Source organism: Amycolatopsis kentuckyensis, from assembly GCF_041679295.1.
GTDB classification, from domain to species: domain Bacteria; phylum Actinomycetota; class Actinomycetes; order Mycobacteriales; family Pseudonocardiaceae; genus Amycolatopsis; species Amycolatopsis kentuckyensis_A.
In genome coordinates this window covers 53,562-79,359 of sequence record NZ_JBGDMD010000011.1, presented here as the reverse complement: position 1 = coordinate 79,359, position 25,798 = coordinate 53,562, and the positions used below count along the sequence as shown (strand labels likewise).

Genomic DNA, 25,798 nt, shown 5'->3' with positions numbered 1-25,798 from the left:
CGAGATCGGCTGGCAGACTGGCCGGGCGATGAGCGAGACGAACCTGGTGCCCGCGGGCACGGTCACGATCCTGTGCGCCGGCGACGAACCTCCGGCGGTTTTCGCGACGCCCGAAGAGGCGCTCGCGACCTTGACCGGCGGACCTGCCGCCCTCCACACCGGCGACGTGCTGCTCCGCGACGACGGCACCCCCACCGGTCCCGCCGTCCGGCGCTGCCGGCACCTGCGGGAGCTGGCCGACGGCCGCACGCTCGTCTCCGCGCGCACCGCCGCCCAACTGCCGGGCCGGCCGCTGCACGACCTCGGCGTCCACCGGCTGCCCGACCTCACCGGGCCCGAGCGGATCTTCCAGCTCGGCGGCCGCCCCGGCCCGCTGCGCTCGCTCGACACGACCCCGAACAACCTTCCCGTGCAGCTGACCGGCTTCGTCGGCCGCGCAACCGAAGCCGCCGAACTCGGGCGCCGGCTCGCCGGGGGACAGCTCCTCACGCTGGCCGGGCCCGGCGGCAGCGGCAAGACCCGGCTGGCGGCGCAGGTCGCCGCCGCCGGGGCCGGGCGCTGGCCCGACGGCGTGTGGTGGGTCGAACTCGACGCCGAGCCCGCCGAAGTCGCCGAGCTGGTCGCCGCGACCCTCGGGGTGCCCGTCGAGCCACACGCCGGCGCCATCCGGTCGGTGGTGACCCACCTGCGCGACCGGCGCGTCCTGCTCTGCCTCGACAACTGCGAACAGGTCCTCGACGGCGTCGCGGACCTCGCCGTCCAACTGCTCCGGTCCTGCCCCGAAGTCGCGCTGCTGGCGACCAGCCGCGAACCCCTCGGCGTGCCGGGGGAGACGGTGTGGCGGGTGCCGCCGCTGGCCGTCGAGGAGGCCGTCGCGCTGTTCGTCGAACGGGCGGGCGCGGTCCGGCCCCTGTTCACCTTGGACGGTTCCAGCGCGGCCGCCGTCCGGTCGGTGTGCACCCGGCTCGACGGCATCCCGCTGGCAGTCGAGCTCGCCGCCGCGTGGCTCGGAACCCTTACCCCGTACCAGATCGACGCCGGTCTCGACGACCGCTTCGCGCTCCTCACCCGCGGCCCGCGCGGGGTGCCGGCGCGGCAGCAGACCCTGGAGGCGTCGATCGCGTGGAGCCACGACCAGCTCGACGGCGAGGACCGCGCGGTGTTCCGCCGGCTCGCCGTCTTCGCCGGCGGGTTCACCCTCGACGCGGTGGCCGGCCCGGCCGTGCTCGGCCGGCTCGTCGACAAGTCCTTGGTACTGGCCGAAAACGGCCGCTACCGCATGCTGGAGACCATCCGCGAGTACGCGGCGGCCCGGCTGGCCGAGGCGGGGGAGACCGACGCCGTCCGCGACCGCCACCTCGACCACTTCCTCGCGCTCGCCGAAGCCGCCGAGCCCGACCTCGACCGCGACAAGGACGCCTGGCGCGCGCGGGTGGAACCCGAGCGTGACAACCTGCGCGCCGCCCTGGAATGGGGGCTGGCACAGGAAGATCCCACGCGGGGACGCCGGCTCGCGGCCGCCGTCGCGTGGCTGTGGAACCTGCGCGGCCGCGGCCACGAGGGGCTGGCGTACCTGAAGCGCGCGGTCGCCCGGTGCCCCGGCGAGCGGTCGACGTTGCAGGCCCGGCTGCTCACCGGGATGGGTCTGGTCGCGGACACGACGGCGCCGTTCGACCTCGAAGCCGCGCGGCTGGGCCTGGAAATCGCGACGGAACTCGGCGAAGCGGGCCTGCGCGCGCGGTGCCTGACGCTGACCGCGCTCGGGCACCTGTACACGGACTTCGACGCCGCTTGGGACGTCGCCCTCGAAGCCGAGCAGGCCGCCGGAACGGACGGTTTCGCCCGCGACAGCGCGTTGATGCTGCGCGGGATCATCCTCCACGCGCGGGACCGCCACGACGAAGCTCGGCCGTTGCTCGCCGAAGCGGCCGAAGGATTGCTCCGCCGGGGCGACCGCGGCCTCGCGTCGACGGTCCTCAGTGCCCAGTCCGCGAGCGCGCTCGCGTCGGCGGACCTGGCGCGGGCGCGGGAACTCGCCGAGCACGCGGTGGAAGTCGCCGCGCCGCTCGGCGACTTCCACCGCGTCAACACGACGCTGTGCCGGCTGGCGCTGGTGCACTGCCTGGCCGGCGAGGTCGACGCGGGGTTCCGTGTGATGGAGCCGTTCCTGCGGCTCATCGAGACCGCGGGGGACGTCTTCGTGCCCGGCATGGCGGGGGTGATGGGCGAGCTGCACCGGCGTCGCGGCTCGTTCGAAGAAGCCGAGCGGTGGTTCGCTCGTGAGGCCGTTCCGGGGACGTACATGGCGTCGCAGGGTCTTGCCGAACGCGGCGCCGTGCTGCGTGCGCTGGGCCGGACGTCGGAAGCCGCGGAGGTGCTGGCCACGGCCGTCGAGCTGACCCGGCGCTGGGGCCTGCGGTCGGCCCTGGCCGACGCGCTGGACCAGCAGGGGTACCTGGCCGAGCCGGAGCGGGCCGCCGAGCTGCACCACGAGGCCCTGTCCGTGCGCCTCGACCACGGCCTCCGCCTGGGCGTCCTCGACAGCCTGGACGCGCTGACGGCGCTGTTCGCCCGCACCGGACGCTCGGCCGACGCGGCGCGGGTGTTCGTCTCGTGTTCCCGCGCCCGTGCGGAACTCGGCTTCCCGCGGCGGCCGGAGCAGGACGTCCTCGGGCTCACGACCGAAGACGAGCCGATGAGCCTCGACGACGTGGTGGCGTTCGTCCGCCGGACCCGCGGCGCGCGCGGCCGCCCGTCGAGCGGCTGGGGCAGCCTGACGCCGACCGAGCTGGAAGTCGTGAAGCTCGCGGCCGGGGGGTGCACGAACCCGGAGATCGGCGCGAAGCTGTTCATGAGCCGCGGCACGGTGAAGACGCACCTCGCGCACGTGTACGCCAAGCTGGGCATCGCGAACCGCACGGAGCTGGCGACCGCGGCGGCCGCCCACTTGTCGTGAAGTCGTTCGCACGAGCAAATAGCTCCGTGTCGTTTCGGCCGGTCCGGGCTTAGCTTCTGGCGGTGGCGAACGAACTGACCATTCCGCTCCTGCCCTGTCCTTCCATCGACGAGATCGCGTCGTTCTACGAGATGCTCGGCTTCGAGACCACCTATCGGCAGACGCGGCCGAACCCGCACGTCGCGGTGCGGCGGGAAGACCTCAACCTGCACTTCTTCGGCATGGACGGCTACGACCCGGCGCAGTCGTACAGCACCTGCCTGGTCATCGTGGCGGCCACCGGCGAGCTGTTCGAGGCCTTCGCGGCGGGGATGCGGTCCGTGCACGGGAAACTGCTCGTCTCCGGCATCCCGCGGATGACCCGGCCGCGGCTGCGCAACGACCGGTACACCGGGTTCACCGTCGTCGATCCGGGCGGCAACTGGATCCGGATCAACCAGGCCGCCCGGGAACCCGAGGCGCGGACCAAGCTCGCCAAAGCGTTGGAGAACGCCGCGAGGCAGGCGGACGCGCGCGGCGACGAACGCCAGGGGCTGAAGATCCTGGAGGGCGCGTTGAAGCGGGCGACCGGCGACGAACCGGAGCTCCCGGCGGTGCGGGAGTACCGGGACGAGCTCCTCGACCGGATCAAGGGGAGCTGAGCCGGGTCAGTCCCAGTCGATGCCGAAAACGCCCGGCCCGAAGTCCAGCGCGACCGCGTGCACGCCGTCGCCGCCGTCGAGCTTGAGGGGGCGGCGGGTGTTCGTCGTGCCGTTGCGGGCGTACTGCCAGCAGCGCTCCGGGGCCGTGCCCGGGGCGAACCGGACCTCCAGCAGGTACTCCCGCACCGGGCGGCGGAACTCGCGGTAGTACGTGTTGCGGCACTCCGGGTACGGCGGCCCGCCGTTGGTCAGCGTGTACTCGATCAGGTGCGTCTCGCCCCGGTCGATCGGCCGGTCGAACACCAGCTCCGCGACGAGCAGCCCGTGCGTGACGTCGGCTTCGGCGCGCCCGATCCGGCAGTTGCGCACCGCGTGCAGGTCCGGCGGGCCCGCCGCCGGGTCGTCCTGGGTGTAGACGAGCAGCCAGCGGTCCTGGCCGTCCGCGCCCGCCTGGAACACCGCCCGCGCGGTGACCGCGCGCTGCCCGCCGTCCGCGGCGATCTCGCACAGGTCGTGCAGCCCCACCAGCTTCAGCGGGTGCTGGCGCTCGAGCGCGTCCGGCGCGCCGACCTTGTCCAGCAGCGGCTGCAGCACCTCGCGCGGGAACGTCAGCGGCTCGCCGGTCTGGCGCTTTCCCGCGCCGCCGCGGGGCCGGGGCGGGGGCAGCAGTCCGAGCAGGGAGCCGGCCGGGATGTCGAGGATTTCTTCCAGCGTGCGGACGGCCGACAGCGAGCTCTGCCGCTCCGGCTGCCGCTTGCCCGACTGCCAATAACTGAGGGCGGTGACGCTGACGACGACGCCGCGGGCACGCAGCCGCGCTTGGATCCGGTCGAGTGACAGCCCGCTCGTCGCGATGGCCGCGCGCAGGTGGGAGGCGAACGCGGTGCGCTCACCCTGCTGACCGCCCGCCGTGCTGCCCGCCATGGCCGACCCGCCCCGTAACGTCCCCCGACGATCCCCGACACGGTGCACGTTAGCAGGATTGGCTACCCCCTTCGGCGGGGCGGCCGGTGGCCGGGAGCCGCGCCGCCACTCGGGCGAACGGGCTAGTACTGGCAACTGTGAACCATTGCCCCGGCCTGGGCGGACGCGCTTGTATGACTTGCCCGCGCCGGTGGCTCCGCCTCCCCCTCACGGCCCATCCGGGTGCGGGCCGCAGCCGTGGACGAACGGCTCCGGCTCACCCGGCCGCGTTGTGCGACCGGCCGGGGTGGCCGCGCGATGACCGGTGGCCCGGCGACGCCCCCAGCGCCGGGCCACCGGTCTTATTACCAGCGGGTAGGCTCCGGGCATGGCCGTCCGCAAGAACATCCTGATCACCGGCGCGAGCAGCGGGTTGGGCGAAGGCATGGCCCGCCAGTTCGCCGCGAGAGGGCGCAACCTGGCGTTGTGCGCGCGACGCACCGACCGGCTCGAAAAGCTGGCCGGCGAGCTGACCGCGGCGCACCCCGGGATCACGGTCGTCACGCGCAAGCTCGACGTCACCGACCACGACAGCGTCTTCACCGTCTTCGAGGAGTTCCGCGCCGAGCTGGGGTCCCTCGACCGGGTGATCGTGAACGCCGGGCTCGGCAAGGGGCAGCCGGTCGGCAAGGGCCGGTTCGACGCCAACCGGCAGACCCTCGAGGTCAACTTCGTCGCGGCCGCCGCCCAGATCGAGGCCGCCGCCGGGATCTTCCGCGAGCAGGGCGCCGGGCACCTCGCCGTCGTCTCGTCGTTCAGCGCGATCCGCGGCCTGCCCGGCAACCTCACCGCGTACGCCGCTTCGAAGGCCGGGATCTCGGCGTTCGTCGACGGCACCCGCCTGGAGCTCAAGCGCAAGGGCATCACCGTCACCGACGTCCGGCCCGGCTACATCGAGTCGGAGATGAACGACCGGCTCGGCCGCAACCCGTTGCTGGCCAAGGCCGAGAGCGGCGCTCGCGCGCTGGTCAAGGCGATCGAGGCCGAACCGCGCCGCGCCTACGTCCCCGCGTGGCCGTGGGTCCCGCTGAGCGTCGCCATGCGCGTCGTGCCCGCGTCGATCCTGCGGAAGTTCGCATGACCACCGTCGAGGTCCGCGAGGAGGACGCCTTCGACGCCGCCGCGGTGCACGCCTGGCTGGCCACGCGCGTCGAGGGCCTCGGCGCCGAGCCGCCGGAGGTCCGGCAGTTCCCCGGCGGCGCGTCGAACCTGACGTACCTGCTGAGCTACCCGGACCGCGAGCTGATCCTGCGCCGCCCGCCGGCCGGGCACAAGGCGGCGACGGCGCACGACATGCGGCGCGAGTACCGCGTGCAGCACGCGCTGAAGCCGGTGTTCCCGTACGTGCCGCGGATGCTGGCGTTCGGCGACGACGAGAGCGTGCTCGGCGGCGACTTCTACGTCATGGAGAAGCTCGAGGGCCTGATCCTGCGCGGTGACCTGCCCGCCGGCCTCGAGCTGAACCCGGACCAGGCCCGCGAGCTGTCGGGCAAGGTCGTCGACCGGCTGGTCGACCTGCACGCCGTCGACGTCGAAGCGGCCGGGCTGGCCGGTCTCGGCAAGGGGGCCGGGTACGTCGGGCGGCAGATCCGCGGCTGGTCGGACCGGTACGTCGCGGCGCGCACGGACAACGTCGGCGACTTCGCCGAGGTCCGCGCGTGGCTGGCCGCCAACCAGCCGTCCGAGGTCAAGATCTGCCTGATCCACAACGACTACCGGCTCGACAACCTCGTGCTGGACGGGCCGTCGACACTGAACATCACCGGCGTCCTCGACTGGGAGATGGCCACCCTCGGCGACCCGCTGATGGAGCTGGGCAGCATGCTCGCGTACTGGGTGCAGGCCGATGACGACGACGTCATGAAGGCCAGCCGCCGCCAGCCGACGCACCTGCCGGGGATGTTCACGCGCGAGGAGTTCGTCGCGCGGTACGCGGAGAAGACCGGGCTGGCGATCGGGGACTGGCGGTTCTACGAGGTCTACGGCCTGTTCCGGCTCGCGGCGGTGCTGCAGCAGCTGTACCGCCGCTACCACGACGGTGCCACCCGCAACCCGGCGTTCAAGGACTTCTGGCAGTTCGTCGGGTACCTCGACTGGCGCTGCCGGGAAATCATCGCGAAGGGGAGTGTCTGAGTGGGCGCGATCTACCTGGTCCGGCACGGGCAGGCTTCCTTCGGCGCGTCCGACTACGACGCGCTGTCGCCACGCGGTTTCGAACAGTCCACTGTGGTCGGTGCGGAACTGCTGCGGCGCAACGTCTCCTTCACACAGATCCGCTCGGGGACGCTGGCGCGGCAGCGGGACACCGCGGCGACGGCGCTGAAGGCGCTCGACACGGTCGTCCCGGTCGTCGAGGACCCGCGCTGGAACGAATACGACCACGTCGACATCGCGCTGCACCACGCCGGTGGCGCGCCGCAGGAGGACTCCCATGCGTACCAAGGAGTTCTGGACGCGGCGTTGACGGCGTGGACGTCGGCGGGCGCGGACGGCCCGTGCGCCGAGACGTGGCCGGCGTTCCTCGCCCGCTGCCGGGCCGCCCTGGAGGACCTGGTGGCGTCGCTCGGCAAGGGTGAGCACGCGGTCGTGTTCACCTCCGGCGGCGTGATCGCGACGATCTGCGGGCTGCTGATGGGCACCCCGGAGGTCGGGCTGCTGAAGTTCAACCGTGTCACGGTCAACGGCGGGATCACGAAGCTGGTGTCCGGCCGCGGCGGCGTGACCATGTTGTCGTTCAACGAACACCCGCACTTCGAGGCCGACGCGGCTTCGCTGCTCACCTACCGGTAGGAGGCACCCGATGCGGTTCGGCGAGGTCACGGTCATCCCGGTGAACGGGCACGGCCCGGAGGACGTCGTGGTCGACGGCGAAGGCCGGATCTACACGGGCGTCGACGACGGCCGGGTCCTGCGCGTGTCGCCCGACGGGCGGCACATCGACGTCATCGCCGACACGGGCGGCCGCCCGCTGGGCCTGGAGCTGTACGGCGAGGACGAGCTGCTGATCTGCGACGCCCGGGCCGGTCTGCTGGTGGTCCCGTTGGCCGGCGGCACCCCTTCGGTCCTGGCGACTTCGGCGTTGGGGCTGGACTTCGTGTTCTGCAACAACGCGGCGGTGGCGTCGGACGGAACGGTGTACTTCACGGATTCATCGCGCCGCTTCGGCATCGACAACTGGCGCGACGACCTGATCGAGCAGACCGCCGGCGGCCGGTTGCTTCGCCGCACCCCGGACGGCGCGATAGACCTGCTGGCGGACGGCCTCCAGTTCGCGAACGGCGTCGCGCTGGCGCCGGACGAGTCGTTCGTGGCGGTGGCGGAGACGGGCGCGTTCAGCGTGTCCCGCGTCCGGCTGTCGGACGGTCAAGTGGACGCGCTGGTCGAGAACCTGTGGGGCTTCCCGGACAACATCGCGACGGGCTCGGACGGGCTGATCTGGATCACGCAGGCGTCCCCGCGCGTGGCGGCGTTGGACGTGGTCCGCCGGCTGCCGTCGTTCCTCCGGTCGGGGGTCCGCGCCCTCCCGACGTGGTTGCAGCCGCGGCCGGGTCGCGAGGTGGGCGTCCTGGGCGTCGCACCGGACGGCAAGGTGGCGAAGGAACTGCGCGGCGAGATCGACGGCTTCCACATGCTGGTGGGCGTGCGGGAGTGGCAGGGACAGCTCTACTTCGGTTCCCTGGAAGAGGACGCGATCGCGGTCACCCGGATCTAGCGGCCCGTCCAACGAGGTTCGCGGCCCGCGGTCCACGCCGCGTAGAACTCCTTGTGGTCCTTCGCCGTCATCAGCAGGGCCTGGGTCATCGCCTCCAGCTCGATCGCGCTGCCCAGATCCATGTCCAGCTCGCGGGTCAGCAGCACCTTCGTCGTCGAGTACGCCAAGGCGGGCCCGTCCGCGAGCCGGCGCGCCAATGCCGACGCCGTCGAAGCCAGTGAAGCGTCCGGCACCACCTGCGAAGCCAGCCCGATCTCGAAAGCGCGTGCGGCGGGCAGCTTGTCCCCCAGCATCAGCAGCTCCGTAGCGCGACCCAAGCCCACCAAACGCGGCAACAGATAAGCCGACCCCATGTCCGCGCCGGCGAGACCGACTTTCGTGAACAGGAACGCGAACTTCGCCGACTCCGCCAGCAGCCGGAAGTCACTCGCCAGCGCGATCACCGAGCCCGCGCCCGCCGCCACGCCGTTGACCGCCGCGATCACCGGCAACGGGCACTCGCGCAGGGCCTTCACCACCGCGCCCGTCATGCGCGTGAACTCCAGCAGCCGCGCCGTCTCGAACTTCTGCAGCTCGCCGATGATCTCCTCGACGTCGCCGCCGGAACAGAACCCGCGGCCCTGCCCGGTGATCACCAGCACCCGGACGTCCTCGTGCTGCGGCAGCTCCAGGACCAGGTCGCGCAGGTCGGCGTAGACGTCGAACGTCAGCGCGTTCAGCTTGTCCGGCCGGGTGAACGTCACGGTCGCGACGCCGTCGTCCACAGTGAACTCGAAGTGCTCCCACTCCTTCGTCAGCGGTGCGGTCGCGCGGAACGGGCTCATGACTGGATTCCTCCGCCGTCGAGTACGAGGGTCTGGCCGTTGATCGCAGCGGCCTCCGGGGCCGCCAGGAAGGCGACGGCGAACGCCACCTCCGCGGGTTCCAGCAGCCGGCCGAGCGGGGACGCCGCCGCCAGCGCCGCTTCCGCCTCGGCCGCGGAACGCCCGGACCGCGAGGTGATCCGCGCCACCGAAGTGGCCGTCATGTCGGTGCGGACGAACGCCGGGCACACCGCGTTCGCCGTGACGCCGGTGCCGGCCAGCTCCGCCGCCACCGCCCGCATCAGCCCGACCGCCGCGTGCTTCGACGCCGTGTAGCCGGCCGTGTAGCGGTAGCCGACGTGCGACGCCGTCGACGCCACCGTCACGATCCGGCCGCTGTCCCGGGTCCGCATCCCCGGCAAAACCGCCCGCGTACAAAGGAAAGCACCCGTCGCGTTGACGTCGATCTGCGTCCGCCAATCGTCGACCGAAGTCTTCGAAAGCGGTGCGCTGGAAGAGATCCCGGCGTTGTTCACCAATACGTCCACCGGTCCGGCGGAAGCGAAGTACGCCGCGACGGTGTCCTCGTCCGTGACATCGCATTCGGCGCGTCCCGGCGCGAGCACCGTGTCGCCGGCGGAACGGAACCGCGAAGCGATCGCCGCGCCGATCCCGCGGGTGCCGCCGGTGACGACGACCAGCCGGCTCACGGCCGGCCCGCCAGCGCGCGCCGGTCGAGCTTTCCGTTGGCGGTACGGGGAAGTTCCGTCATGAACACCACTTCACGGGGGTACTTGTGCTTGGCCAGGTGGGCTTTCGCGTGGTCCTTCAGCTCGGCCGCGGTCACCGACGCGCGCACCACGACGTACGCGCGCGGCACGACCAGGCCGTCGACCTCCTGGCCGACCACCGCGCAGTCGACCACCGCGGGGTGCCCGAGCAGGCAGTCCTCGATCTCGCCGGGCGCCACGAACACCCCGCCGACCTTGAGCAGCGCGTCGGCGCGACCGTGGTGGCGGAAGTACCCGCCGGATCGGCTGAACAGGTCGCTCGACGTCAGTGTGTCGCCGTCGAACGTTCCCGCCGACTTCTCGGGATCGCCGTAGTACTCCAGGGCGATCGTCGGCCCGGTGACGCGCAACGGCCCGATTTCCCCGTCCGGCAACGGGTTCCCGGCCTCGTCGACGACCTCGGCGGTGTAGCCGGGCACGGGCGTGCCGAGCGTCCCGATCCGCGCCGCACCCGGCCGGTTCGACAGGTAGATGTGGTAGGCCTCCGACGAGCCGATCCCGTCGACCACCGGCACCCCGAAGGCCGCGTCCCACTTCCGGTGCAGCTCCGACGGCAGCGCCTCGCCGGCCGACGTCGTCATCCGCAGGCAGCTGAGGTCCTGCGACGCGGCGGCCGGATGCGCGACCATCGCGCTCATCATGGTCGGCACGTTGACCAGAACGGTCGGCCGGTAGCGGGCGATCAGCTCGAACATCAGGTCCGCGGTGCTGCGTTCGGGGAACGCGATCCCCGCGGCGCCGACGCCGAACGGGAACAGCGCCACGAGATCGCGCGCGTAGCCGAAGAACAGCTTGGGCACGGCGAGAACCCGGTCGTCCTCCCGCAGTCCGAGCACCTGGACGGCGTACCGCTCGAAGCTCTCTTTGGGACTGCGCAACGTGTGCACGCACGCCTTGGGCGCGCCGGTGCTGCCGGTGGTGAACTTCCAGATCCCGATGTCGTCCACGGTGGTCGGTGCGGCATCGAGTGAGGGGGACGCGGCGTCCAGCAACGTCCGGAATGGACGTTCGCCCGGCCGCAGTTCGTCGTCCGGGACGCCGAGCACCAGCAAGTTCCGCGCTCCCGCTTCGCGGAGCGCGGGCAGCGTGACGGCGTCCGCAATCACGGCCACGGCCGCGGTGTAGCCGAGGTAGTACGCGTAGTCCTTCGGTTGCAGGAACGGGTAGACCTCGGCGGTGACCGCGCCGATCTTCTGCGCGCCGTACCAGGTCGCGACGAACTCCTCGCCGTCACTCAGCGCCAAGAGCACCCGCTGTCCTTTTCGGACACCGGCGTCGCGCAGCACGTTCCCGGCGCGGTTGGCCAGCTCGGCCAGTTCGGCGTACGTGACCGAGCGATCCCCGGTGTACAGGGCGACGCGGCCGGAAGCCACGTGCCGGTCGAGGAAGTGCGTGGCGAGGTTGAACGGCTCACTCACGGGCCAGCTCCCGGATCGCTTCCACCAGCAGGTCGGTCAACGTCGAGAACGTCTCTTCACCTTCGGCCGCGGTGGCCTCGGCGGGCGCCCCGCAGTACGCCTCGGTCATGCCCAGCTCGCGGAAGCCGCCATCGGCAGGAGCCGAAGCCAGGCTGACGGGCACGTGCGGCAACGTCCGCATCAGCGGCTGGTCGACCAGCTCGGGCCGGTCGGCGAGCACGAGCGACGTCTCGTACCGCCCCGCGTGGCACTCGCCGGACTTGAACTCCCCGGTCAGCCGTTCCGCGTGCCGCCGCCGGACCAGGTCGAGCAGCGCGACGCGGCCGTCGTAGGCGAAGTTCAGCGTCTCCACCGCCCGCCGCAGCGTGACCAGGTGCGCGGGCTCGAAGTGGTTGTTGACCAGCAGGATCCGGCGGAACCGCTGGCCGATCAGCGCCGAGCCGATGTCGACGAGCAGCGAGTGCAGCGTCTCCTCGCCGATGTGGACGCCGCCGGCGAACCCGGCCGCGAACCGCGTCACGCCGTAGGGCACCTCGGGCAGCACCAGCACGTGGACGTCGTCGTCGGCGGCCAGCCGGTCGGCCGCGCGCTCGCACATCCCGCGCGAGATCAGCGGGTCGGTGCCCAGCGGCGCGTGCGGCCCGTGCGGCTCGACCGCGCCCAGCGGGAGCAGCAGCACCGGCACACGGTCGCCGTCCACCAGCGAAGCGACCTGCCGCGAGCTGAGGTCCGCGAAGTACGTCACGCAAATCAAGCTACACCGCAGCGGCCTGGGGTGTATAGAGTTGCCGCATGCCCGGAGACGCCTTCGACGCCAGCCCCCAGGAGCTGGTCGTGACGTTGCTGGGCAGCTACGTGCACCCGCGCGAGACCCGGCGGGTGTGGTCGGGCGGCCTGGTCGCGGTGCTCGCCGAGCTGGGCTTCTCCGACGGCGCGGCCCGCATCGCGCTGACCCGCCTGGTGCGCCGCGGCCTGCTCCAGCGCCACCGCGAGGGCCGCACCGTGCACTACTCGCTGACCCGCCGCACCATCGCCCTGCTCGCCGACGGCGACCACCGGATCTTCTCCCTCGGCCGCCGCGAGCGTGCCGCCGGCGAGTGGACCGTGCTCTGGCAGAGCATCCCGGAGAGCCGCCGCCAGGCCCGGGAACGCCTGGTCCGGCGGCTGCGGTTCCTCGGCTTCGGGCCCTACCAGGACGGCACCTGGATCGCCCCGCACGACCGCGAGGCCGAGGTCGTCGCCCTGCTCGGCGAGCTGGACGTCACCGAGCACGCCGGCCTGCTGCTCGGCCGCCCGTCGGCCGCGCTCGACGTCCGCCGTTTCGCCGGCCGGGCCTGGGACCTCGACGACCTCGCCGCGCGCTACACGGCGTTCGTCGGCCAGTTCGGCGGGTACGCGGGGAAGGAGACCCCGGACGCCGAGGCGTTCGAGGTGCACGCGCGCCTGGTGCACACCTTCCGGGCGTTCCCGTCGCTCGACCCGGAACTGCCCGCCGACCTGGTACCCGCACCGGATCGGCGGGCGGCCGCGGTGGAGCTGTTCCACGATCTGTACACCGCGCTGGCTCCGGCCGCTCAGCGCCATTTCGACGAGGTGACCAAGGGATGACCGAAACCAGCCAAGCCACGCAAGAAGCCCTGAGCTACACCTCGTACCTCGCGCTGGACGAGGTGCTGAACGCGCAGCGGACGCGTTCGGACGAGCACGACGAGCTGCTGTTCATCGTGATCCACCAGGTGTACGAGCTGTGGTTCAAGCAGATCCTGCACGAGGCCGAGTTCCTCCAGCGGAACCTCGTCGCGGGCAACACCGCGCACTCGATCCGCGTCCTGCGGCGGATCCTGACGATCCTCAAGGTCGCCGTCGCGCAGATCGACGTGCTGGAAACCATGACCCCCAGCCAGTTCACGAGCTTCCGCGCCCGTTTGGACGCTTCGAGTGGCTTCCAGTCGGCCCAGTTCCGCGAGCTGGAAGCCGTGCTGGGCCGCCGCGACGAGCGCGTGTTCGCGCACTACCCCGAGGGTGGCGAGCAGCGGAAACGCATTGCCGACGCGATGGCGCGACCGTCCTTGTTCGACTCTTTTCTCGCGTACCTCAAGGCTTCTGGCTATTCCGTGGAGTGTGACCGAGACGTCACTCGACCGGTGGAGCCGTCCCCGGCCCTGCAGGCGATATTGCTGGACGTGTACAGCGACGACGGGGGACCCTCGGTCGTCGCCGAATGTCTGGTGGATCTCGACGAAGGGATGCAGGAGTGGCGCTACCGGCACGTGAAGATGGTCGAACGCACCATCGGCGACAAGACCGGGACGGGAGGATCATCCGGCGCGACCTACCTGCGTACCACGCTCTTCCAGCCGATGTTCCCGGATCTCTGGGCCGTACGGAGCCGACTGTGACCACTTTGGACGACCTGCGCGCGGACGACAACGCGCTCGCCCCGCACTACTCCCGCTTCGGCGTCGCCGAGCGCCTGCTGCTGTCCGGGCACTCGCACCAGGCGTGGCCGGACGTGGCGGAGGAGGGCCTGCGGGAGTCCTTCGCGGACGCCGCCCGCGACGTCGACGAGAAGTGGGGGCGCGCGTTCGCGAAGGCCGACCAGCTGCGCGCGGGCTTCCGCCTGCTGCTCGGCGACCCGCACGGCGAGTACGCGCTGGGCGCGAGCACGCACGACCTCGTGCTGCGGTTCCTCTCGGCGATGGAGCTGCCGCGAAGACCGCGCCTGGTCACCACCGACGGCGAGTTCCACACGCTGCGCCGCCAGCTCGCCCGGCTCGAGGAGGAGGGCGTCGAGGTCGTGCGCGTGCCGCTCGACCCGGTGACCACGCTCGCCGAGCGCGTCGCGGGCGAAGTGAACGACGACACCGCCGCCGTGCTCGTGTCGGCGGTGCTCTTCGAGACGTCGAGGCTGGTCCCCGGGCTGGCGCACCTCGCCGACTCGTGCCGCAGCCGGTCGATCGAGCTCGTCGTCGACGCCTACCACGCGCTCGGCGTCGTGCCGTTCCCGCTGCACGACCTCGGGCTCACCAACGCCTGGGTGCTCGGCGGCGGCTACAAGTACCTGCAGCTCGGCGAGGGCAACTGCTTCCTGCGGCTGCCCGCGCACGCCCAGGAGCTGCGCCCGGTGATCACCGGCTGGTACGCCGAGTTCGGCGCGCTCGCCGACGAGCGGGAGCCGGGCAAGGTCGCCTACGCCACCGGCGGGGACCGGTTCGCCGGCGCGACCTACGACCCGGGCAGCCACTACCGCGGCGCCCGGGTCCAGCGGTTCTTCGCCGAGCAGGGCCTCACGCCGGAGTTCCTGCGCGAGGTTTCGCAGCACCAGGTGGGCTTGCTCGCGTCGGTGTTCGACTCCCTCGCGCTGCCCGAAGACGTCGTCGCGCGGGACCGTTCGGTGGAGCTGGACCGCCTCGGCGGGTTCCTCTCGCTGCGCTGCGCCGACGCGTCCGGGCTGCAGGCGGCGCTGGCCGCCGAGGGCGTCCGCACCGACAGCCGGGGGCCGTACCTGCGCTTCGGACCGGCGCCGTACCTGTCGGACGTCCAGCTCGAGACGGCGATGCGCACCCTCGGCAAGGTGATCAAGGGCTGATTACCGGTCCGTATGGCGAGACCTCCACTGGTCTCGCGATCATCGGGGATCTAGGTTGGTCCCGGGCACCCGAGCGGACGACCTCCGCCGGGCTCCCGCCAACCCGTGAAGCGCGTCCCGGCCACGAAACCGGGCGCGGATGACAAAGGAGTCACCACCGTGACCGAAGGAGTGTTCGCCCGGGGCACCGGGCACGAACAGGTCGTGTACTGCCACGACCAGGCCAGTGGCCTGAAGGCCATCATCGGCATCTACTCCACCGCGCTCGGACCCGCCCTCGGCGGGACGCGCTTCCACCCCTACGCCACCGAAGCGGACGCGCTCGACGACGTGCTCGCGCTGTCCAAGGGCATGGCGTACAAGAACGCGCTGGCCGGGCTCGACCTCGGCGGCGGCAAGGCCGTCATCATCGGGGACCCGAAGACGCTCAAGTCCGAAGCGCTGCTGCGCGCGTACGGGCGCTTCGTGCAGTCCCTGGGCGGCCGCTACATCACGGCGTGCGACGTCGGCACGTACGTGCAGGACATGGACGTCGTGGCGCGCGAGTCCCGGTACGTCACCGGCCGCTCGCCCGAGGACGGCGGGGCCGGCGACTCGTCCGTGCTGACCGCGTTCGGCGTCTTCCAGGGCATGCGCGCCTCGGCCGAGCACCTCTGGGGCAGCCCCGACCTGGCGGGCAAGCGCGTCGGCGTGGCCGGCGTCGGCAAGGTCGGGCACATCCTCGTCGGGCATCTCGTGGACGCCGGTGCGCAGGTGACGATCACGGACGTCTACGCGCCCGCCATCGAGCGCACCCGCTCGATCTACCCGAACGTTTCCGTCGTGTCCGATGTGGACACCCTGCTGCGCACCGAGCTGGACGTCTTCGCGCCGTGTGCGCTGGGCGGGATCCTGAACGACGCGACGGTGCCGGTGCTGGGCGCCCGCATCGTGTGCGGTGCGGCGAACAACCAGCTCGCGCACGCGGGCATCGACAAGCAGCTCGCCGACCGCGGCGTGCTGTACGCCCCGGACTACCTGGTCAACGCGGGTGGCGTGATCCAGGTCGACGACGAGCGCCACGGCTTCGACTTCGAGCGCGCCAAGCGCAAGACGACGGCCATCTACGACACGACGAAGGCGGTGTTCGCCCTGGCGGACGCCGACGGCGTGCCCCCGGCGACGGCGGCCGACCGGCTGGCGGAGCGCCGGATGGCGGAGGTCGGGCGGCTGCGGTCCATCATGACCGGGTGAGTCTTGCCGCTGTGTTCGAGGCGGTGGGCGTGCGGGGGTTCCTGCACGCCCGCCGCCTCGGTTCCGATTCCTCCGTCGGCCTCGACCCGGACGCGCCGGTGGTGCTGGCGTCGGTGGTGAAGGTGCCGCTGGCGTACGAGTTCGCCCGCCAGGTCGCGGCGGGGCTGCTGGACCCGACCGACCGGGTGCGAGCGTCGGCGGCGGACCGCTTGGGCGGCAGCGGTTCGGCGGGCTTCGCGGACGACGTCTCGTACAGCTTGCGGGACGCGGCGTTGTTGGCTTTGACGGTGTCGGACAACACGGCCGCGGATCTGCTGTTCGACCGGGTCGGTGTGGCGAACGTGCGGTCGTTGCTGGCGGAATTGGGCCTGTCGCGGACGTCCGTGATCGGCCCTCCGCGTGAGCTGCTGCGGACGATCATGGAGGACACGGCCGCCGGGGTTCCGTTGCGGGCGTTGGATCCACTTCGGACGTCTTCGACGACACCTCGCGAGATGACTGCGTTGCTGTCGGCGATGTGGGGTGACCCCGGCCCGGGCGCGCAGGTGCTGGCGTGGATGTCGGCCCAGGTGAGCTGGCACCGGTTGACGGCGGGGTTCCCGCCGACGGTGGCGGTGGCGGCCAAGACGGGGACGATGCCGGGGATCCGCAACGAGATCGGCGTGGTGACGTACCCGGACGGGGCGGCCTACGCGGTGGCGGTGTTCACGGTGGGCGGAGCGGAAACGTTGCGGCGGCCGGACATCGACCGCGCGATCGGCGACGCGGCCCGCGCGGCGGTGGATCAGCTGCGGTCGTAGAAGACGTCCCACGGGCGGGCGTTCGGCGGCTCCGGCACGATCCGCGACACCCCGTCGTCCTCGAGCACGCCGGCCGCGATCTCCGCCAGCTTCGCGGCCTGCGGGTGCGGGCTCGACGGTGGCCACGCGAAAGCCATCCGCGACCGCAGCACCTCGCCCGTCAACGGCCGCCACACCACGCGGGGTTCCTTGCGCGGGCCGGGCTCGAACGCCACTCCGTGGCCGGCCAGCACCAGGCCCAGCGCGAACTCCGGGTTGCGGGCGTGCCGGACCGCGGCCGGCCGGAAGCCGTGGTCCCAGCACGTGCGCAGCAGGGCGTCGTAGCTCCCCGGCGCGGCCGCGCGCGGAGCGTGCACCAAGCCTTCGCCCGCCAGGTCGGCGAGCGCCAGCTCCGAACGGCGCGCGAGCGGCGAGTCGCGGGGGAGCACCACGCCCAGCGGCGTGTCGATCGCCGGTCCGAGCTCCAGGCCGACGACGTCCACCGGCAGCTGCAGCAGCCCGGCGTCGAGTTCGCGGTCGGCCAGCAAGCGGGTCTGCTCGGCGGTGGTCAGCTCCTGCAGGTCGAGCCGGACCGTCGGGCACTCGCCGGCGAACTTCGTCAGGATCGCGGCGAGGACCGGGCCGGGCAGCTCCGGTGGCACGCCCGCGCGCAGGGCGTCCAGCTCACCGCGGCCGGCCTTGGCGACGAGCGTCGTCATGCGGTCCCAGCGGCTCAGGACGTCACGGGCTTCGGCGCGAAGCACTTCGCCGGCTTCGGTGAGCGTGACGCGCCGGCCGCGGTCGAACAGCTTCGCGCCCAGCTCGGCTTCGAGCCGCTTCACGCGCTGGCTCAACGGCGGCTGGGCGATGCCGAGCCGGTCGGCGGCGCGCCCGAAGTGCAGTTCGTCGGCGACGACGAGGAAGTACCGCAGCGAACGGAGGTGGTCCACGCTGCGACGATACCCGTCCGCATATCGACATGCCGACGTCTCGATCTTGGACAGCGCCGCCGCGTTCGTGGTCTGGTGCCCGGTATGGACTTCAGCAGACGAGGGCTGTTCGGCGCGGGCGCGGCGGCGGCGGCGATCCTGGCGGGCGCGCCAGTTGCTTGGGGCGCGTCGGGAATGACGTTGCGGTGGTGGGGGAACAACGGCTGGGAGATCCGCGTCGGCGGCAAGACGATCCTGATCGACCCGTGGCTGACCCGCTTCAGGACGGGGACGTACACCCCGGCGGGCGCGGACCCCGGCACGCCGCTGTCGGTGAACCGCGCGTTGATCGACGGTTACCTCGACCGCGGCTTCCTGCACGCGGACCACATCCTGGTGACCCACGGCCACTACGACCACCTCACCGACGTCCCCTACCTGGCGAAACGCACCGGAGCGACGGTGCTGGGGACCGAGACGCATTTGAGTCTCATGGCGGCGCTGGGCGCCCCGGAGGACCAGCTGTCGCTCGCCACCGGCGGCGAGGACCTGACGTTCGACGGCTACTCGATCCGCGTGCTGCGGTCGTTGCACTCGGCGGTGGGCGCGCGGGCGCAGGTGCCGTTCCCGGGGTCGCGGCCGTTGTCCCGCCGGGACCGGCCGCGGGTCATTTCGGACCTGCTGGAGGGTGGGACGCTGGCTTACGCGGTCACGGGCGGCGGGGCAAGCGTGCTGAACTTCGGCGGCTCGAACTACGTGGAGTCGGAGCTGACGGCGTTGCGGCCGGACGCGGTGCTGCTGCCGGTGGGCGGCTCGAAGGTGACGAGGTACGTCCCGCGGCTGCTGTCGATCCTGGGCCACCCCCGGTACGTGGCGGCGACGCATTGGGATGACTTCGATTTGCCGCTGGGCCAGGCGCACGACCCGAACGGTGGGCTGGAGGTGCTGCGCAAGGCGGTGGCTTCCGCGAGCCCGGGGAGTGAGTTCGTGGTCCTGGACCACTTGGGGGAGTTCACGCCGTAGGGCTTGTCCACAGGCTCGCCGTGATGTGGACAAGCCGGCTGTTGCTCGGCTTCCCGGCCGGTTTTGTCGGCGGGGGCCGGTAAACTGGGACCGGGGACGCCCCCCAAGGGAAGGGCGGGGGCGCCTCCGGTTCCCGGAGCCTCAGCCGCTCTTGCGGCGGAACGTCCGCTTGTTGGCCGCCGGGCCGTGGGCGTGCTGGTTCTTGCCGCCGCCGTTCTCGTGCGACGCTCCTGAGCGGGCGTGCGCCTGCTTGCGTTCCAGTGCCTCGCGGAACTTGCGCTTGACGTCGTCCTCCTCGCCGCTGGGCGACGGGGTCGGTTCACTCATGACTACCTCCGAAAACGACGAAAAACGACGACGTGTGACCACTCCAGCCTGGCAGCCGGGAACCCGCTTGGCGAGTCGATTTCAGCGTTTCGGGGACGGAACTCCGCCGAACTGCACCGACTTGCGCGTCAGGGGGCGGCCGCAGTGGTCGCACAGCAGGATCGGCCGCAGCCGGTTGCCGCACTCCACGTGGTGCAGGGTGATGTCCGGCTCCTGGCCCGTCACCTCGAACCCGCGCGACCACTCCGCGATGAACGCCAGCGCCGGGAAGAACGCCAGCCCCTTCGCCGTCATCCGGTAGTCGCGCGCGTCGGTCCTGGTCGCCGCCGTGCCCGTGCGCAGCACGCCCACCTCGACCAGCTTGCTCAGCCGGGCCGACAGCACGCTCGGCCCGATCCCCAGCTCGCGCTCGAACTCCGAAAAGTGCCGGCAGCCGAGCAGCGCCGACACCAGCAGGCCCGTCGACCAGCGGTCGCCCAGCAGCTCCATCGTGTCGGGGAAGAACATCATCGGGTCGCCGGCCAGGGACTCCGCGTCCTTGCGGCGGAACCGCTTGGACGCCGTCGCCGCCGCGACACCGGTGCTGTCCAGCCGCGACGCCCGCACGTCCCGCGCGTCGACGCGGCGGCCGCACGCCCCGCAGCCCAGCGGCGCTGATGTAGCCAGCTCGCAGTCGAGGTGGATCAGCGTCGGCAGCACCTCGCGGCGGCCTTCGACCCACTCGCGCTCCCACGCCCAGATCGAGATCAGCAGCGGCCACAGCTCCAGGCCGCGCTCGGTGAGCCGGTACTCGTGCCGCGTGCGACGCGCGTCGCGGTACGGCACGCGCGTGAGCATGCCCGCGTCCACCATGTCCCGCAGCCGCCCGGACAACGCCGTCGGCGAGATGCCCAGCCGCAGCCGCAGCTCCTCGTACCGCCGGAAGCGCAGGAACAGGCTCTGCAGGATCAGCAACGTCCACTGGTCGCCGACCAGCTCGAGCGCCCTGCGGAGCGGATCCCCCGCGGGTCGGACGCGCTGTGCAGTCGCCTCGGCCAAGACCAAATCCCCCTCTTACCTGAGGCTTCAGAGTAGCACCTGACTACATCTAAAGAAGCCTATTGACACCTGGGTACACAAATCATAGTCTCATCCCCATCAGCCAGCGCGGTGAGCCCGAGAGCCAGGGAGCAGCCCGATGACCAGCACCTCCGAACAGCCGCTGATGGTGGCCCGGACGGCGGACACCGGCGAGGCCAACCCCTACCTGCTCGGCGTCTACGCACCCGTCGAAGAAGAGATCGACGCGGAAGACCTGCAGGTCATCGGAGAAATCCCGAAGGATCTCAACGGCGTCTACCTGCGCAACGGCCCGAACCCGCGGTTCGCCCCGGAAGGCCGCTACCACTGGTTCGACGGCGACGGCATGATCCACGCCGTCCACCTCGAGAACGGCAAGGCGCGCTACCGCAACCGCTGGGTCCGCACGAAGGCCTTCAAGGCCGAGTCCGACGCCGGCCAGGGCCTCTGGACCGGCGTCATGGAGAACCCGGCGGACAACCCCTTCGGCAACAGCCACGGCCTGGGCCTCAAGGACAACGCCAACACCGACGTGATCTTCCACCGCGGCCGGATCCTCGCGACCTGGTACCTGTGCGGCTCGCCGTACGCGGTCGACCCGCTCTCGCTGGAGACGCTCGGCGCCGAAGACTTCCTCGGCACGCTGGTCGGCGACATGATGGCCCACCCGAAGGTGGACGAAAAGACCGGCGAGCTGTTCTGGTTCGACTACGGCCCGCGCCCGCCCTACCTGCGCTACGGCGTGATCAGCGCGGACGGCCAGGTCGTCAGGACCACCGAGATCGAGCTGCCGGGCCCGCGCCTGCCGCACGACATGGCCATCACCGAGCACTACGCGGTGCTGATGGACCTGCCGCTGGTCCAGGACGCCGAGGCGGCGAAGCTGGGCCGGCACAAGCTGCACTTCGACCGCTCGATGCCGAGCCGCTTCGGCGTCATGCCACGCTACGGAGACGGTAGCCAGATCCGGTGGTTCGAAGCGAGTCCGTGCTACATCTACCACGTCGTCAACGCGTGGGAGTCCGGCGAAGAGGTCGTCCTCGACGTCTGCCGCGTGCGCAAGCCGGCCCCGCGGGCCGACGCGCACACGCCGCTCGCGAAGATGCTCTCCTACCTGCGGCTCGACGCCCAGCTGCACCGCTACCGCTTCAACCTGCGGACCGGCGTGTGCCGCGAGGCCCCGCTCGACGACGACAACACCGAGTTCCCGACCGTCGACTCCCGAAGCGTCGGCCGGACGAACCGGTACTCCTACGCGGTGCACATCTCGCCCGAGTCGACGCTGAAGTTCGACGGGCTCGTGCGCTACGACAATCTTGCCGGCTCCAAGACCGAATACCGGTTCGGTCCCGGCCGGTGGGGCAGTGAGGCGCCCTTCGCACCCCGCGATGGCGCATCCGTCGATTCGGCGGACGGTTATCTGGTGACGTTCGTGCAGGACGAGCGCGAGGGACGCTCGGAACTGGACATCTTCGACGCCGCCGATCTCGCTGCCGGACCCGTGGCCAGGGTCCTGCTTCCCCAGCGTGTCCCGCTCGGTTTTCACGCGACCTGGGTCCGGGCGGACCAGCTGGAAAACCTCCGTTCATGAGATGCCATCGAGAGGGTCGCGCCCGGGACTTCCGGGCGCGGGGGTGGTGGAGTGCGGAGACGATCGACCGGCTCGTGAAGGAGCGGGTCAGTGCCGACCCGGAGGGTCTCGCGCTGGTCGATCCACCGAACACCGCCGCACTGGTCGGACGCGACCCGGTGCGGTGGACCTGGAACCGGCTCGACGAACGCGTCGACGTCCTGGCCGCGTTCCTGCTCGCCGGAGGGGTGCGAGCAGGCGACGTCGTGGCCGTGCAGCTGCCGAACTGCTCGGCCCTGGTCCAGGCGTTCCTCGCGATCGTGCGGATCGGCGCGATCGTCACCCCGTTCCCGGTGTCCTACCGGGAACACGAACTCGGCCCGATGTGCCGGCGCACCGGTGCCGTCGGGGTGGTGACCGCATCCAGATACGGCGAGCACGAGCTCGCCGGGGCGGCCCTTGGGCTAATCGGCGCTGCGGCGCCGTCGGTCCGGTTCGTCGTCGCCCGGGGGGACGACGAACCGGCCGGCGCCCTGGCCTGGCCCGAAGACCCGCTGTCCGAGGCGGAGCAATCCACTTTGGACTCCTACCTGACCGAAGCCGACGTGAACGACTGCGTCACGATCTGCTGGACGTCCGGCACCGAAGCCGAGCCGAAGGCGGTGCCACGCTGCCACGGCGACTGGCTCGCCACCGCGCGCGGCTGCGTCCAAGCCGCGGGGATGACCCGCGACGACGTCCTGCTCTCGCCGTTCCCGATGACGAACATGGCCGGCATCGGCGGGATGTTCCTGCCCTGGCTGCTGACCGGCGCCGTCTTCGTCCCGCACCACCCGTTCGACCTGCCGGTGTTCCTCGGGCAGCTCGCCGCCGACCGCGTGACGTACACGCTCGCGCCGCCGGCGTTGCTGACCATGTTGCTGCACAACGAAAAGATCCTGTCCGGAGTGGACATCTCGGCGCTGCGCAAGATCGGGTCCGGCTCGGCGCCGCTGTCGCCGTGGCTCGTGCGCAGCTGGGCCGAGCGGTACGGCATCGACATCATCAACTTCTTCGGCTCCAACGAAGGCACCGCGCTGCTGTCCGGCCCGGCCGACATCCCGGACCCGGACCAGCGCGCGAGCTTCTTCCCGAACTACGCCGCCGACGTCACCTGGTCGACCCCGGTGGCCGGCTGGACGTCGGTGCGGCTGCACGACCCGGTCACCGGCGAGCGCGTCACCGAACGCGGGCGGCCCGGCGAGCTGCACATCGCCGGGCCGACGGTGTTCGCCGGTTACCTGACGTCGGTGGGCGAGCCGCTGGACACGGCGTCCTTCGACGAGGACGGGCACTTCCGCACCGGCGACGTCTTCGAGATCGCCGGTGACCGCGGGGAGTTCCTGAAGTACGTCGACCGGATGAAGGACCTGGTCATCCGCGGCGGCATGAACATCTCGCCGGCCGAGGTCGAGGGTCTGCTGGCCGGGCACCCGGACGTCGCCGACGTCGGCGTCATCGGCGTCCCGGACGACGTCATGGGGGAGCGGGTGTGCGCGGTCGTCGTGCCGGGCGTGCGGAAGCCGTCGCTCGACGAGCTGGTCGCGTACCTGCGCGAGAAGAAGGTGGCCGCGTTCAAGCTGCCGGAACGGCTCGAGTACGCCGACGCCTTGCCCCGCAACCCGGTGGGGAAGATCCTGAAGCGGCAGCTGCGGGAAAGTCTGGAGTGAGGCCATGACGGTGTTCGTGCTGGGCGGGGCGCAGACCGACTTCGCGCGCAACTACGCGAAGGAGGGGCGCGGGATCCTCGAGCTGTTCGCCGAGGTCGTGCCCGCCGCCCTCGCGGACGCCGGAGTCGAAGCCGCGGACGTCGAAGTCGCGCACGTCGGGAACCTCGCGGCCGAGCTGTTCACCGGGCAAGCTCAATTGGGCGGCCTGCTGGTCGCCGCCGTCCCGGAGCTGGACGGCGTGCCCTCCACCCGGCACGAAGCTGCGTGCGCGTCCGGCAGCACCGCCGTCCTCGCCGCGTGTGCCGATATCGAGGCGGGACGCTACGACCTGGCGCTGGTGGTCGGCGTCGAGCTGATGCGGAACGTCGACGGGCAGCGCGCGGCCGAGCACCTCGGGTCCGCCGCATGGGCCGGGCACGAGGCCGTCGGCGCGAAGTTCCCGTGGCCCGCGCTGTTCGCCGACGTCGCCTCCGCGTACGACTCGCGTTATGGCCTCGATCCGGATCACCTCGGGCAGTTCGCTGCGCACGCTTTCGACCGTGCGGCCCGCAATCCGCTCGCGCAGGCCCGTGACTGGCGCTTCCCGGAGGGTGCGTTCGGAGCCGATGACGAGCTGAACCCGGTGATCGAAGGCCGGCTGCGCAAGCAGGACTGCGGCCGGATCACCGACGGCGCGGCGGCGGTGCTGCTGGCCTCGCCGTCGTTCGCCGAACGCCTGGGGGGCGGCTTCCCGCGCATCGCGGGCTTCGGGCACCGCACCTCCCACCTCGGCCTGGCCGAGAAGCTGGCTGCTGACGGCGAGTACCTGTTCCCGCACCTGCGCGGCGCGGTCGTCGACGCCTACGAGCGCGCGGGCGTGGCCGGGCCGGCCGCGCTCGACGTCGTCGAACTGCACGACTGCTTCACCATCACCGGGTTGGTCGCGCTGGAGCACCTCGGCGCCGCGCCGCCCGGCGACGGCGGCCGGTTCGTCGCCGGCGGCGGGCTCGACGCGGCCGGCATCAACCCCGGTGGCGGCCTGCTCGGGCTCGGTCACCCGGTCGGCGCGACCGGCGTCCGCATGCTGCACGACGTCGCCCGGCAGGTGACCGGGACCGCGGGCGAAACGCAGGTCGACGGCGCGCGGACGGCGTTGACGCTCAACGTCGGCGGCTCGTTCACCACGGTCGTCACGATGGTGGTCACCGCATGAGGCTTTCGGTGTCGCTGGGGCTCTGGCAGGACCGCCCGCCGGAGGAGGCCCTGGAAACCGCGCGCGCCGCCGAGGCCGCCGGCTACCCGGAGCTGTGGATCGGCGAGATGGCGACGTGGGACGCGTTCGCGCTGGGGACCGCGATCGGCGCGGCGACCTCGAGGATCTCGCTGACGTTCGGGCCCTTGGCCGTGACCGTGCGGGACCCGGCGACGATCGCGATGGGCGTCGCGTCGGTCGCGGCGCTGACCGGGCGCTTGACGGGGGTCGCGCTGGGCACGTCGAGCGACGTCGTGGTGCGTGGCTGGCACGGCCGTTCGCGTGCTCGGGCCGCGACGGCTTTGGCGGAGTCCGCGATCGCCGTCCGGCAGCTGCTCGACGGCGAGAAGTCCGCTGTGGACGGAACGGTCGTCGGTTCGCGGGGGTACCGGTTGCGGCTGGCCGCGCCGAAGTCGCCGCTGACGATCGCCGCGTTCGGGCCGCGAGCCTTGGAAGTCGCCGCGCGGCACGCCGACCGGATGGTGGTCAACCTGGTCAGCCCCGCCGCCGCGGCCTCTTTGGTTCGAGGCCTGCGCGAAGCGGCCGCGCGGGCAGAGGTCGCGCCGCCGCCGGTCGCCGCGTGGGTGGTCGGCGCGGTGGATCCGGGCCCGGCGGAGATCGAGCAGCTGCGCCGCGGTGTCGTCGGGTACCTGGCGGCGCCCGGGTACGGCGAAATGTTCCGCGAGGCCGGGTTCGGGGACCTGGTGGACTTCGCGCGCACCCGGCCGCACCCGCGTGAGCTGCTGGCCGCGGTGCCGGTCGAGGCGATCGCGACGGTGGGTCTGCTGGGCTCGCGCGAGGACGTCACCGCGAAGGCGCGGGAGTACGCGGAAGCCGGGATCGACGAGCTGGCGATCGTGCCCGCGACCTCGGACGACGACCCTGGTGGCGCGAAAACCCTCGCCGCGTGTGCGGCGGCGCTGGGGCTCGCCGGAGGCCTTGAATGAGTCATTCAGGTCGTCGGAGGTCCTGAATGACTCATTCAAGACACCACGGCACTCGCGCTGCCGGCGACCGATCCGGCCGGAAGCGAATCCTCGCCGCGTGTCGATCCGCCGTCGTCCC

Annotated in this window: 24 protein-coding genes; 16 read left to right on the top strand and 8 right to left on the bottom strand. The window is 71.8% G+C overall.

Annotated elements, in window-relative coordinates; genetic code table 11:
* Positions 1-28: 28 nt before the first annotated feature.
* Together ACERZO_RS38705 and ACERZO_RS38700 are read left to right on the top strand one after the other, a co-directional pair.
* A complete protein-coding gene (locus ACERZO_RS38705) occupies positions 29-2,956 on the top strand; it encodes a helix-turn-helix transcriptional regulator (protein ID WP_372670973.1) in 2,928 nt (975 codons plus the stop codon).
* A gap of 62 nt (positions 2,957-3,018) precedes the next feature.
* Entirely contained in the window at positions 3,019-3,597 is a 579-nt protein-coding gene (locus ACERZO_RS38700) for a hypothetical protein (protein ID WP_372670972.1), read from the top strand.
* 6 nt (positions 3,598-3,603) lie between these two features.
* On the opposite strand, the gene ACERZO_RS38695 is transcribed toward ACERZO_RS38700, so the two are convergent.
* Positions 3,604-4,521: a hypothetical protein gene (locus tag ACERZO_RS38695; RefSeq protein WP_372670971.1), complete on the bottom strand. Its 918-nt coding sequence runs from the start codon at positions 4,519-4,521 to the stop codon at positions 3,604-3,606.
* A gap of 367 nt (positions 4,522-4,888) precedes the next feature.
* Here ACERZO_RS38695 and ACERZO_RS38690 point away from each other — a divergent pair, with 367 nt between their 5' ends.
* The 4 genes from ACERZO_RS38690 to ACERZO_RS38675 are packed head-to-tail and all read left to right on the top strand — an operon-like array spanning position 4,889 to position 8,272.
* Positions 4,889-5,641, top strand: a complete 753-nt coding sequence (locus tag ACERZO_RS38690; RefSeq protein WP_372670970.1) for an SDR family oxidoreductase — start codon at positions 4,889-4,891, stop codon at positions 5,639-5,641.
* Entirely contained in the window at positions 5,638-6,693 is a 1,056-nt protein-coding gene (locus ACERZO_RS38685; RefSeq protein ID WP_372670969.1) for a phosphotransferase family protein, read from the top strand. The genes ACERZO_RS38690 and ACERZO_RS38685 overlap by 4 nt, the downstream gene beginning before the upstream one ends.
* The gene (locus ACERZO_RS38680; RefSeq protein ID WP_372670968.1) at positions 6,694-7,350 is read left to right on the top strand and encodes a histidine phosphatase family protein; all 657 of its coding nucleotides are present in this window, start codon (positions 6,694-6,696) and stop codon (positions 7,348-7,350) included.
* A 10-nt stretch (positions 7,351-7,360) separates the two neighbouring features.
* The gene (locus ACERZO_RS38675) at positions 7,361-8,272 is read left to right on the top strand and encodes an SMP-30/gluconolactonase/LRE family protein (RefSeq protein ID WP_372670967.1); all 912 of its coding nucleotides are present in this window, start codon (positions 7,361-7,363) and stop codon (positions 8,270-8,272) included.
* Here ACERZO_RS38675 and ACERZO_RS38670 read toward each other — a convergent pair.
* Genes ACERZO_RS38670 through ACERZO_RS38655 form a run of 4 tightly spaced genes read right to left on the bottom strand, consistent with a single transcriptional unit; the run spans position 8,269 to position 12,029 of the window.
* Positions 8,269-9,096 (bottom strand): enoyl-CoA hydratase family protein, encoded by an 828-nt coding sequence (locus tag ACERZO_RS38670; protein WP_372670966.1) that lies wholly within the window; start codon positions 9,094-9,096, stop codon positions 8,269-8,271. The genes ACERZO_RS38675 and ACERZO_RS38670 overlap by 4 nt on opposite strands.
* Positions 9,093-9,785 (bottom strand): SDR family NAD(P)-dependent oxidoreductase, encoded by a 693-nt coding sequence (locus tag ACERZO_RS38665; protein WP_372670965.1) that lies wholly within the window; start codon positions 9,783-9,785, stop codon positions 9,093-9,095. The genes ACERZO_RS38670 and ACERZO_RS38665 overlap by 4 nt, the downstream gene beginning before the upstream one ends.
* On the bottom strand, positions 9,782-11,284 hold the full coding sequence (locus ACERZO_RS38660) for a benzoate-CoA ligase family protein (protein ID WP_372670964.1): 1,503 nt from the start codon (positions 11,282-11,284) through the stop codon (positions 9,782-9,784). Before ACERZO_RS38660 ends, ACERZO_RS38665 begins: the two co-directional genes overlap by 4 nt.
* The gene (locus tag ACERZO_RS38655) at positions 11,277-12,029 is read right to left on the bottom strand and encodes a creatininase family protein (protein WP_372670963.1); all 753 of its coding nucleotides are present in this window, start codon (positions 12,027-12,029) and stop codon (positions 11,277-11,279) included. The genes ACERZO_RS38660 and ACERZO_RS38655 overlap by 8 nt, the downstream gene beginning before the upstream one ends.
* 47 nt (positions 12,030-12,076) lie before the next feature.
* Between ACERZO_RS38655 and ACERZO_RS38650 the strand changes: the two genes are divergently transcribed.
* From ACERZO_RS38650 to ACERZO_RS38630, 5 genes are all read left to right on the top strand, one after another.
* A complete protein-coding gene (locus ACERZO_RS38650; RefSeq protein WP_372670962.1) occupies positions 12,077-12,892 on the top strand; it encodes a PaaX family transcriptional regulator in 816 nt (271 codons plus the stop codon).
* Positions 12,889-13,683: a tryptophan 2,3-dioxygenase gene (locus tag ACERZO_RS38645; RefSeq protein WP_372670961.1), complete on the top strand. Its 795-nt coding sequence runs from the start codon at positions 12,889-12,891 to the stop codon at positions 13,681-13,683. Before ACERZO_RS38650 ends, ACERZO_RS38645 begins: the two co-directional genes overlap by 4 nt.
* Positions 13,680-14,873 carry a kynureninase gene (locus ACERZO_RS38640; protein WP_372670960.1) on the top strand — a complete coding sequence of 398 codons (1,194 nt, stop codon included), beginning with the start codon at positions 13,680-13,682 and terminating at the stop codon, positions 14,871-14,873. Before ACERZO_RS38645 ends, ACERZO_RS38640 begins: the two co-directional genes overlap by 4 nt.
* 159 nt (positions 14,874-15,032) lie before the next feature.
* Entirely contained in the window at positions 15,033-16,106 is a 1,074-nt protein-coding gene (locus ACERZO_RS38635; RefSeq protein ID WP_372670959.1) for a Glu/Leu/Phe/Val dehydrogenase dimerization domain-containing protein, read from the top strand.
* Positions 16,103-16,906 (top strand): serine hydrolase, encoded by an 804-nt coding sequence (locus ACERZO_RS38630; RefSeq protein WP_372670958.1) that lies wholly within the window; start codon positions 16,103-16,105, stop codon positions 16,904-16,906. The genes ACERZO_RS38635 and ACERZO_RS38630 overlap by 4 nt, the downstream gene beginning before the upstream one ends.
* On the opposite strand, the gene ACERZO_RS38625 is transcribed toward ACERZO_RS38630, so the two are convergent.
* The gene (locus tag ACERZO_RS38625; protein ID WP_372670957.1) at positions 16,891-17,835 is read right to left on the bottom strand and encodes a LysR substrate-binding domain-containing protein; all 945 of its coding nucleotides are present in this window, start codon (positions 17,833-17,835) and stop codon (positions 16,891-16,893) included. The genes ACERZO_RS38630 and ACERZO_RS38625 overlap by 16 nt on opposite strands.
* 84 nt (positions 17,836-17,919) lie before the next feature.
* Between ACERZO_RS38625 and ACERZO_RS38620 the strand changes: the two genes are divergently transcribed.
* Positions 17,920-18,837: an MBL fold metallo-hydrolase gene (locus tag ACERZO_RS38620; RefSeq protein ID WP_372670956.1), complete on the top strand. Its 918-nt coding sequence runs from the start codon at positions 17,920-17,922 to the stop codon at positions 18,835-18,837.
* A gap of 141 nt (positions 18,838-18,978) precedes the next feature.
* Here the strand turns inward: ACERZO_RS38620 and ACERZO_RS38615 are convergent, their stop codons facing one another.
* Both ACERZO_RS38615 and ACERZO_RS38610 read right to left on the bottom strand, forming a co-directional pair.
* Positions 18,979-19,164, bottom strand: a complete 186-nt coding sequence (locus ACERZO_RS38615) for a DUF5302 domain-containing protein (RefSeq protein WP_086858770.1) — start codon at positions 19,162-19,164, stop codon at positions 18,979-18,981.
* 81 nt (positions 19,165-19,245) lie between these two features.
* Positions 19,246-20,202, bottom strand: a complete 957-nt coding sequence (locus tag ACERZO_RS38610; protein WP_372670955.1) for a winged helix-turn-helix transcriptional regulator — start codon at positions 20,200-20,202, stop codon at positions 19,246-19,248.
* A 139-nt stretch (positions 20,203-20,341) separates the two neighbouring features.
* Between ACERZO_RS38610 and ACERZO_RS38605 the strand changes: the two genes are divergently transcribed.
* The 4 genes from ACERZO_RS38605 to ACERZO_RS38590 are packed head-to-tail and all read left to right on the top strand — an operon-like array spanning position 20,342 to position 25,680.
* A complete protein-coding gene (locus ACERZO_RS38605) occupies positions 20,342-21,814 on the top strand; it encodes a carotenoid oxygenase family protein (RefSeq protein ID WP_372670954.1) in 1,473 nt (490 codons plus the stop codon).
* Positions 21,811-23,502 carry a class I adenylate-forming enzyme family protein gene (locus ACERZO_RS38600; RefSeq protein WP_372670953.1) on the top strand — a complete coding sequence of 564 codons (1,692 nt, stop codon included), beginning with the start codon at positions 21,811-21,813 and terminating at the stop codon, positions 23,500-23,502. Before ACERZO_RS38605 ends, ACERZO_RS38600 begins: the two co-directional genes overlap by 4 nt.
* Before the next feature lie 4 nt (positions 23,503-23,506).
* Entirely contained in the window at positions 23,507-24,694 is a 1,188-nt protein-coding gene (locus ACERZO_RS38595; RefSeq protein ID WP_372670952.1) for an acetyl-CoA acetyltransferase, read from the top strand.
* Entirely contained in the window at positions 24,691-25,680 is a 990-nt protein-coding gene (locus ACERZO_RS38590; protein WP_372670951.1) for an LLM class F420-dependent oxidoreductase, read from the top strand. Before ACERZO_RS38595 ends, ACERZO_RS38590 begins: the two co-directional genes overlap by 4 nt.
* The last annotated feature ends 118 nt before the right edge of the window (positions 25,681-25,798 follow it).

Excerpts from the sequence above, each read along its gene's own strand:
- ACERZO_RS38705 (WP_372670973.1), top strand. The coding sequence starts at position 29 with ATGAGCGAGACGAACCTGGTGCCCGCGGGCACGGTCACGATCCTGTGC.
- ACERZO_RS38695 (WP_372670971.1), bottom strand. The coding sequence starts at position 4,521 with ATGGCGGGCAGCACGGCGGGCGGTCAGCAGGGTGAGCGCACCGCGTTC.
- ACERZO_RS38690 (WP_372670970.1), top strand. The coding sequence starts at position 4,889 with ATGGCCGTCCGCAAGAACATCCTGATCACCGGCGCGAGCAGCGGGTTG.
- ACERZO_RS38685 (WP_372670969.1), top strand. The coding sequence starts at position 5,638 with ATGACCACCGTCGAGGTCCGCGAGGAGGACGCCTTCGACGCCGCCGCG.
- ACERZO_RS38675 (WP_372670967.1), top strand. The coding sequence starts at position 7,361 with ATGCGGTTCGGCGAGGTCACGGTCATCCCGGTGAACGGGCACGGCCCG.
- ACERZO_RS38670 (WP_372670966.1), bottom strand. The coding sequence starts at position 9,096 with ATGAGCCCGTTCCGCGCGACCGCACCGCTGACGAAGGAGTGGGAGCAC.
- ACERZO_RS38650 (WP_372670962.1), top strand. The coding sequence starts at position 12,077 with ATGCCCGGAGACGCCTTCGACGCCAGCCCCCAGGAGCTGGTCGTGACG.
- ACERZO_RS38645 (WP_372670961.1), top strand. The coding sequence starts at position 12,889 with ATGACCGAAACCAGCCAAGCCACGCAAGAAGCCCTGAGCTACACCTCG.
- ACERZO_RS38620 (WP_372670956.1), top strand. The coding sequence starts at position 17,920 with ATGGACTTCAGCAGACGAGGGCTGTTCGGCGCGGGCGCGGCGGCGGCG.
- ACERZO_RS38615 (WP_086858770.1), bottom strand. The coding sequence starts at position 19,164 with ATGAGTGAACCGACCCCGTCGCCCAGCGGCGAGGAGGACGACGTCAAG.
- ACERZO_RS38605 (WP_372670954.1), top strand. The coding sequence starts at position 20,342 with ATGACCAGCACCTCCGAACAGCCGCTGATGGTGGCCCGGACGGCGGAC.
- ACERZO_RS38600 (WP_372670953.1), top strand. The coding sequence starts at position 21,811 with ATGAGATGCCATCGAGAGGGTCGCGCCCGGGACTTCCGGGCGCGGGGG.
- ACERZO_RS38595 (WP_372670952.1), top strand. The coding sequence starts at position 23,507 with ATGACGGTGTTCGTGCTGGGCGGGGCGCAGACCGACTTCGCGCGCAAC.
- ACERZO_RS38590 (WP_372670951.1), top strand. The coding sequence starts at position 24,691 with ATGAGGCTTTCGGTGTCGCTGGGGCTCTGGCAGGACCGCCCGCCGGAG.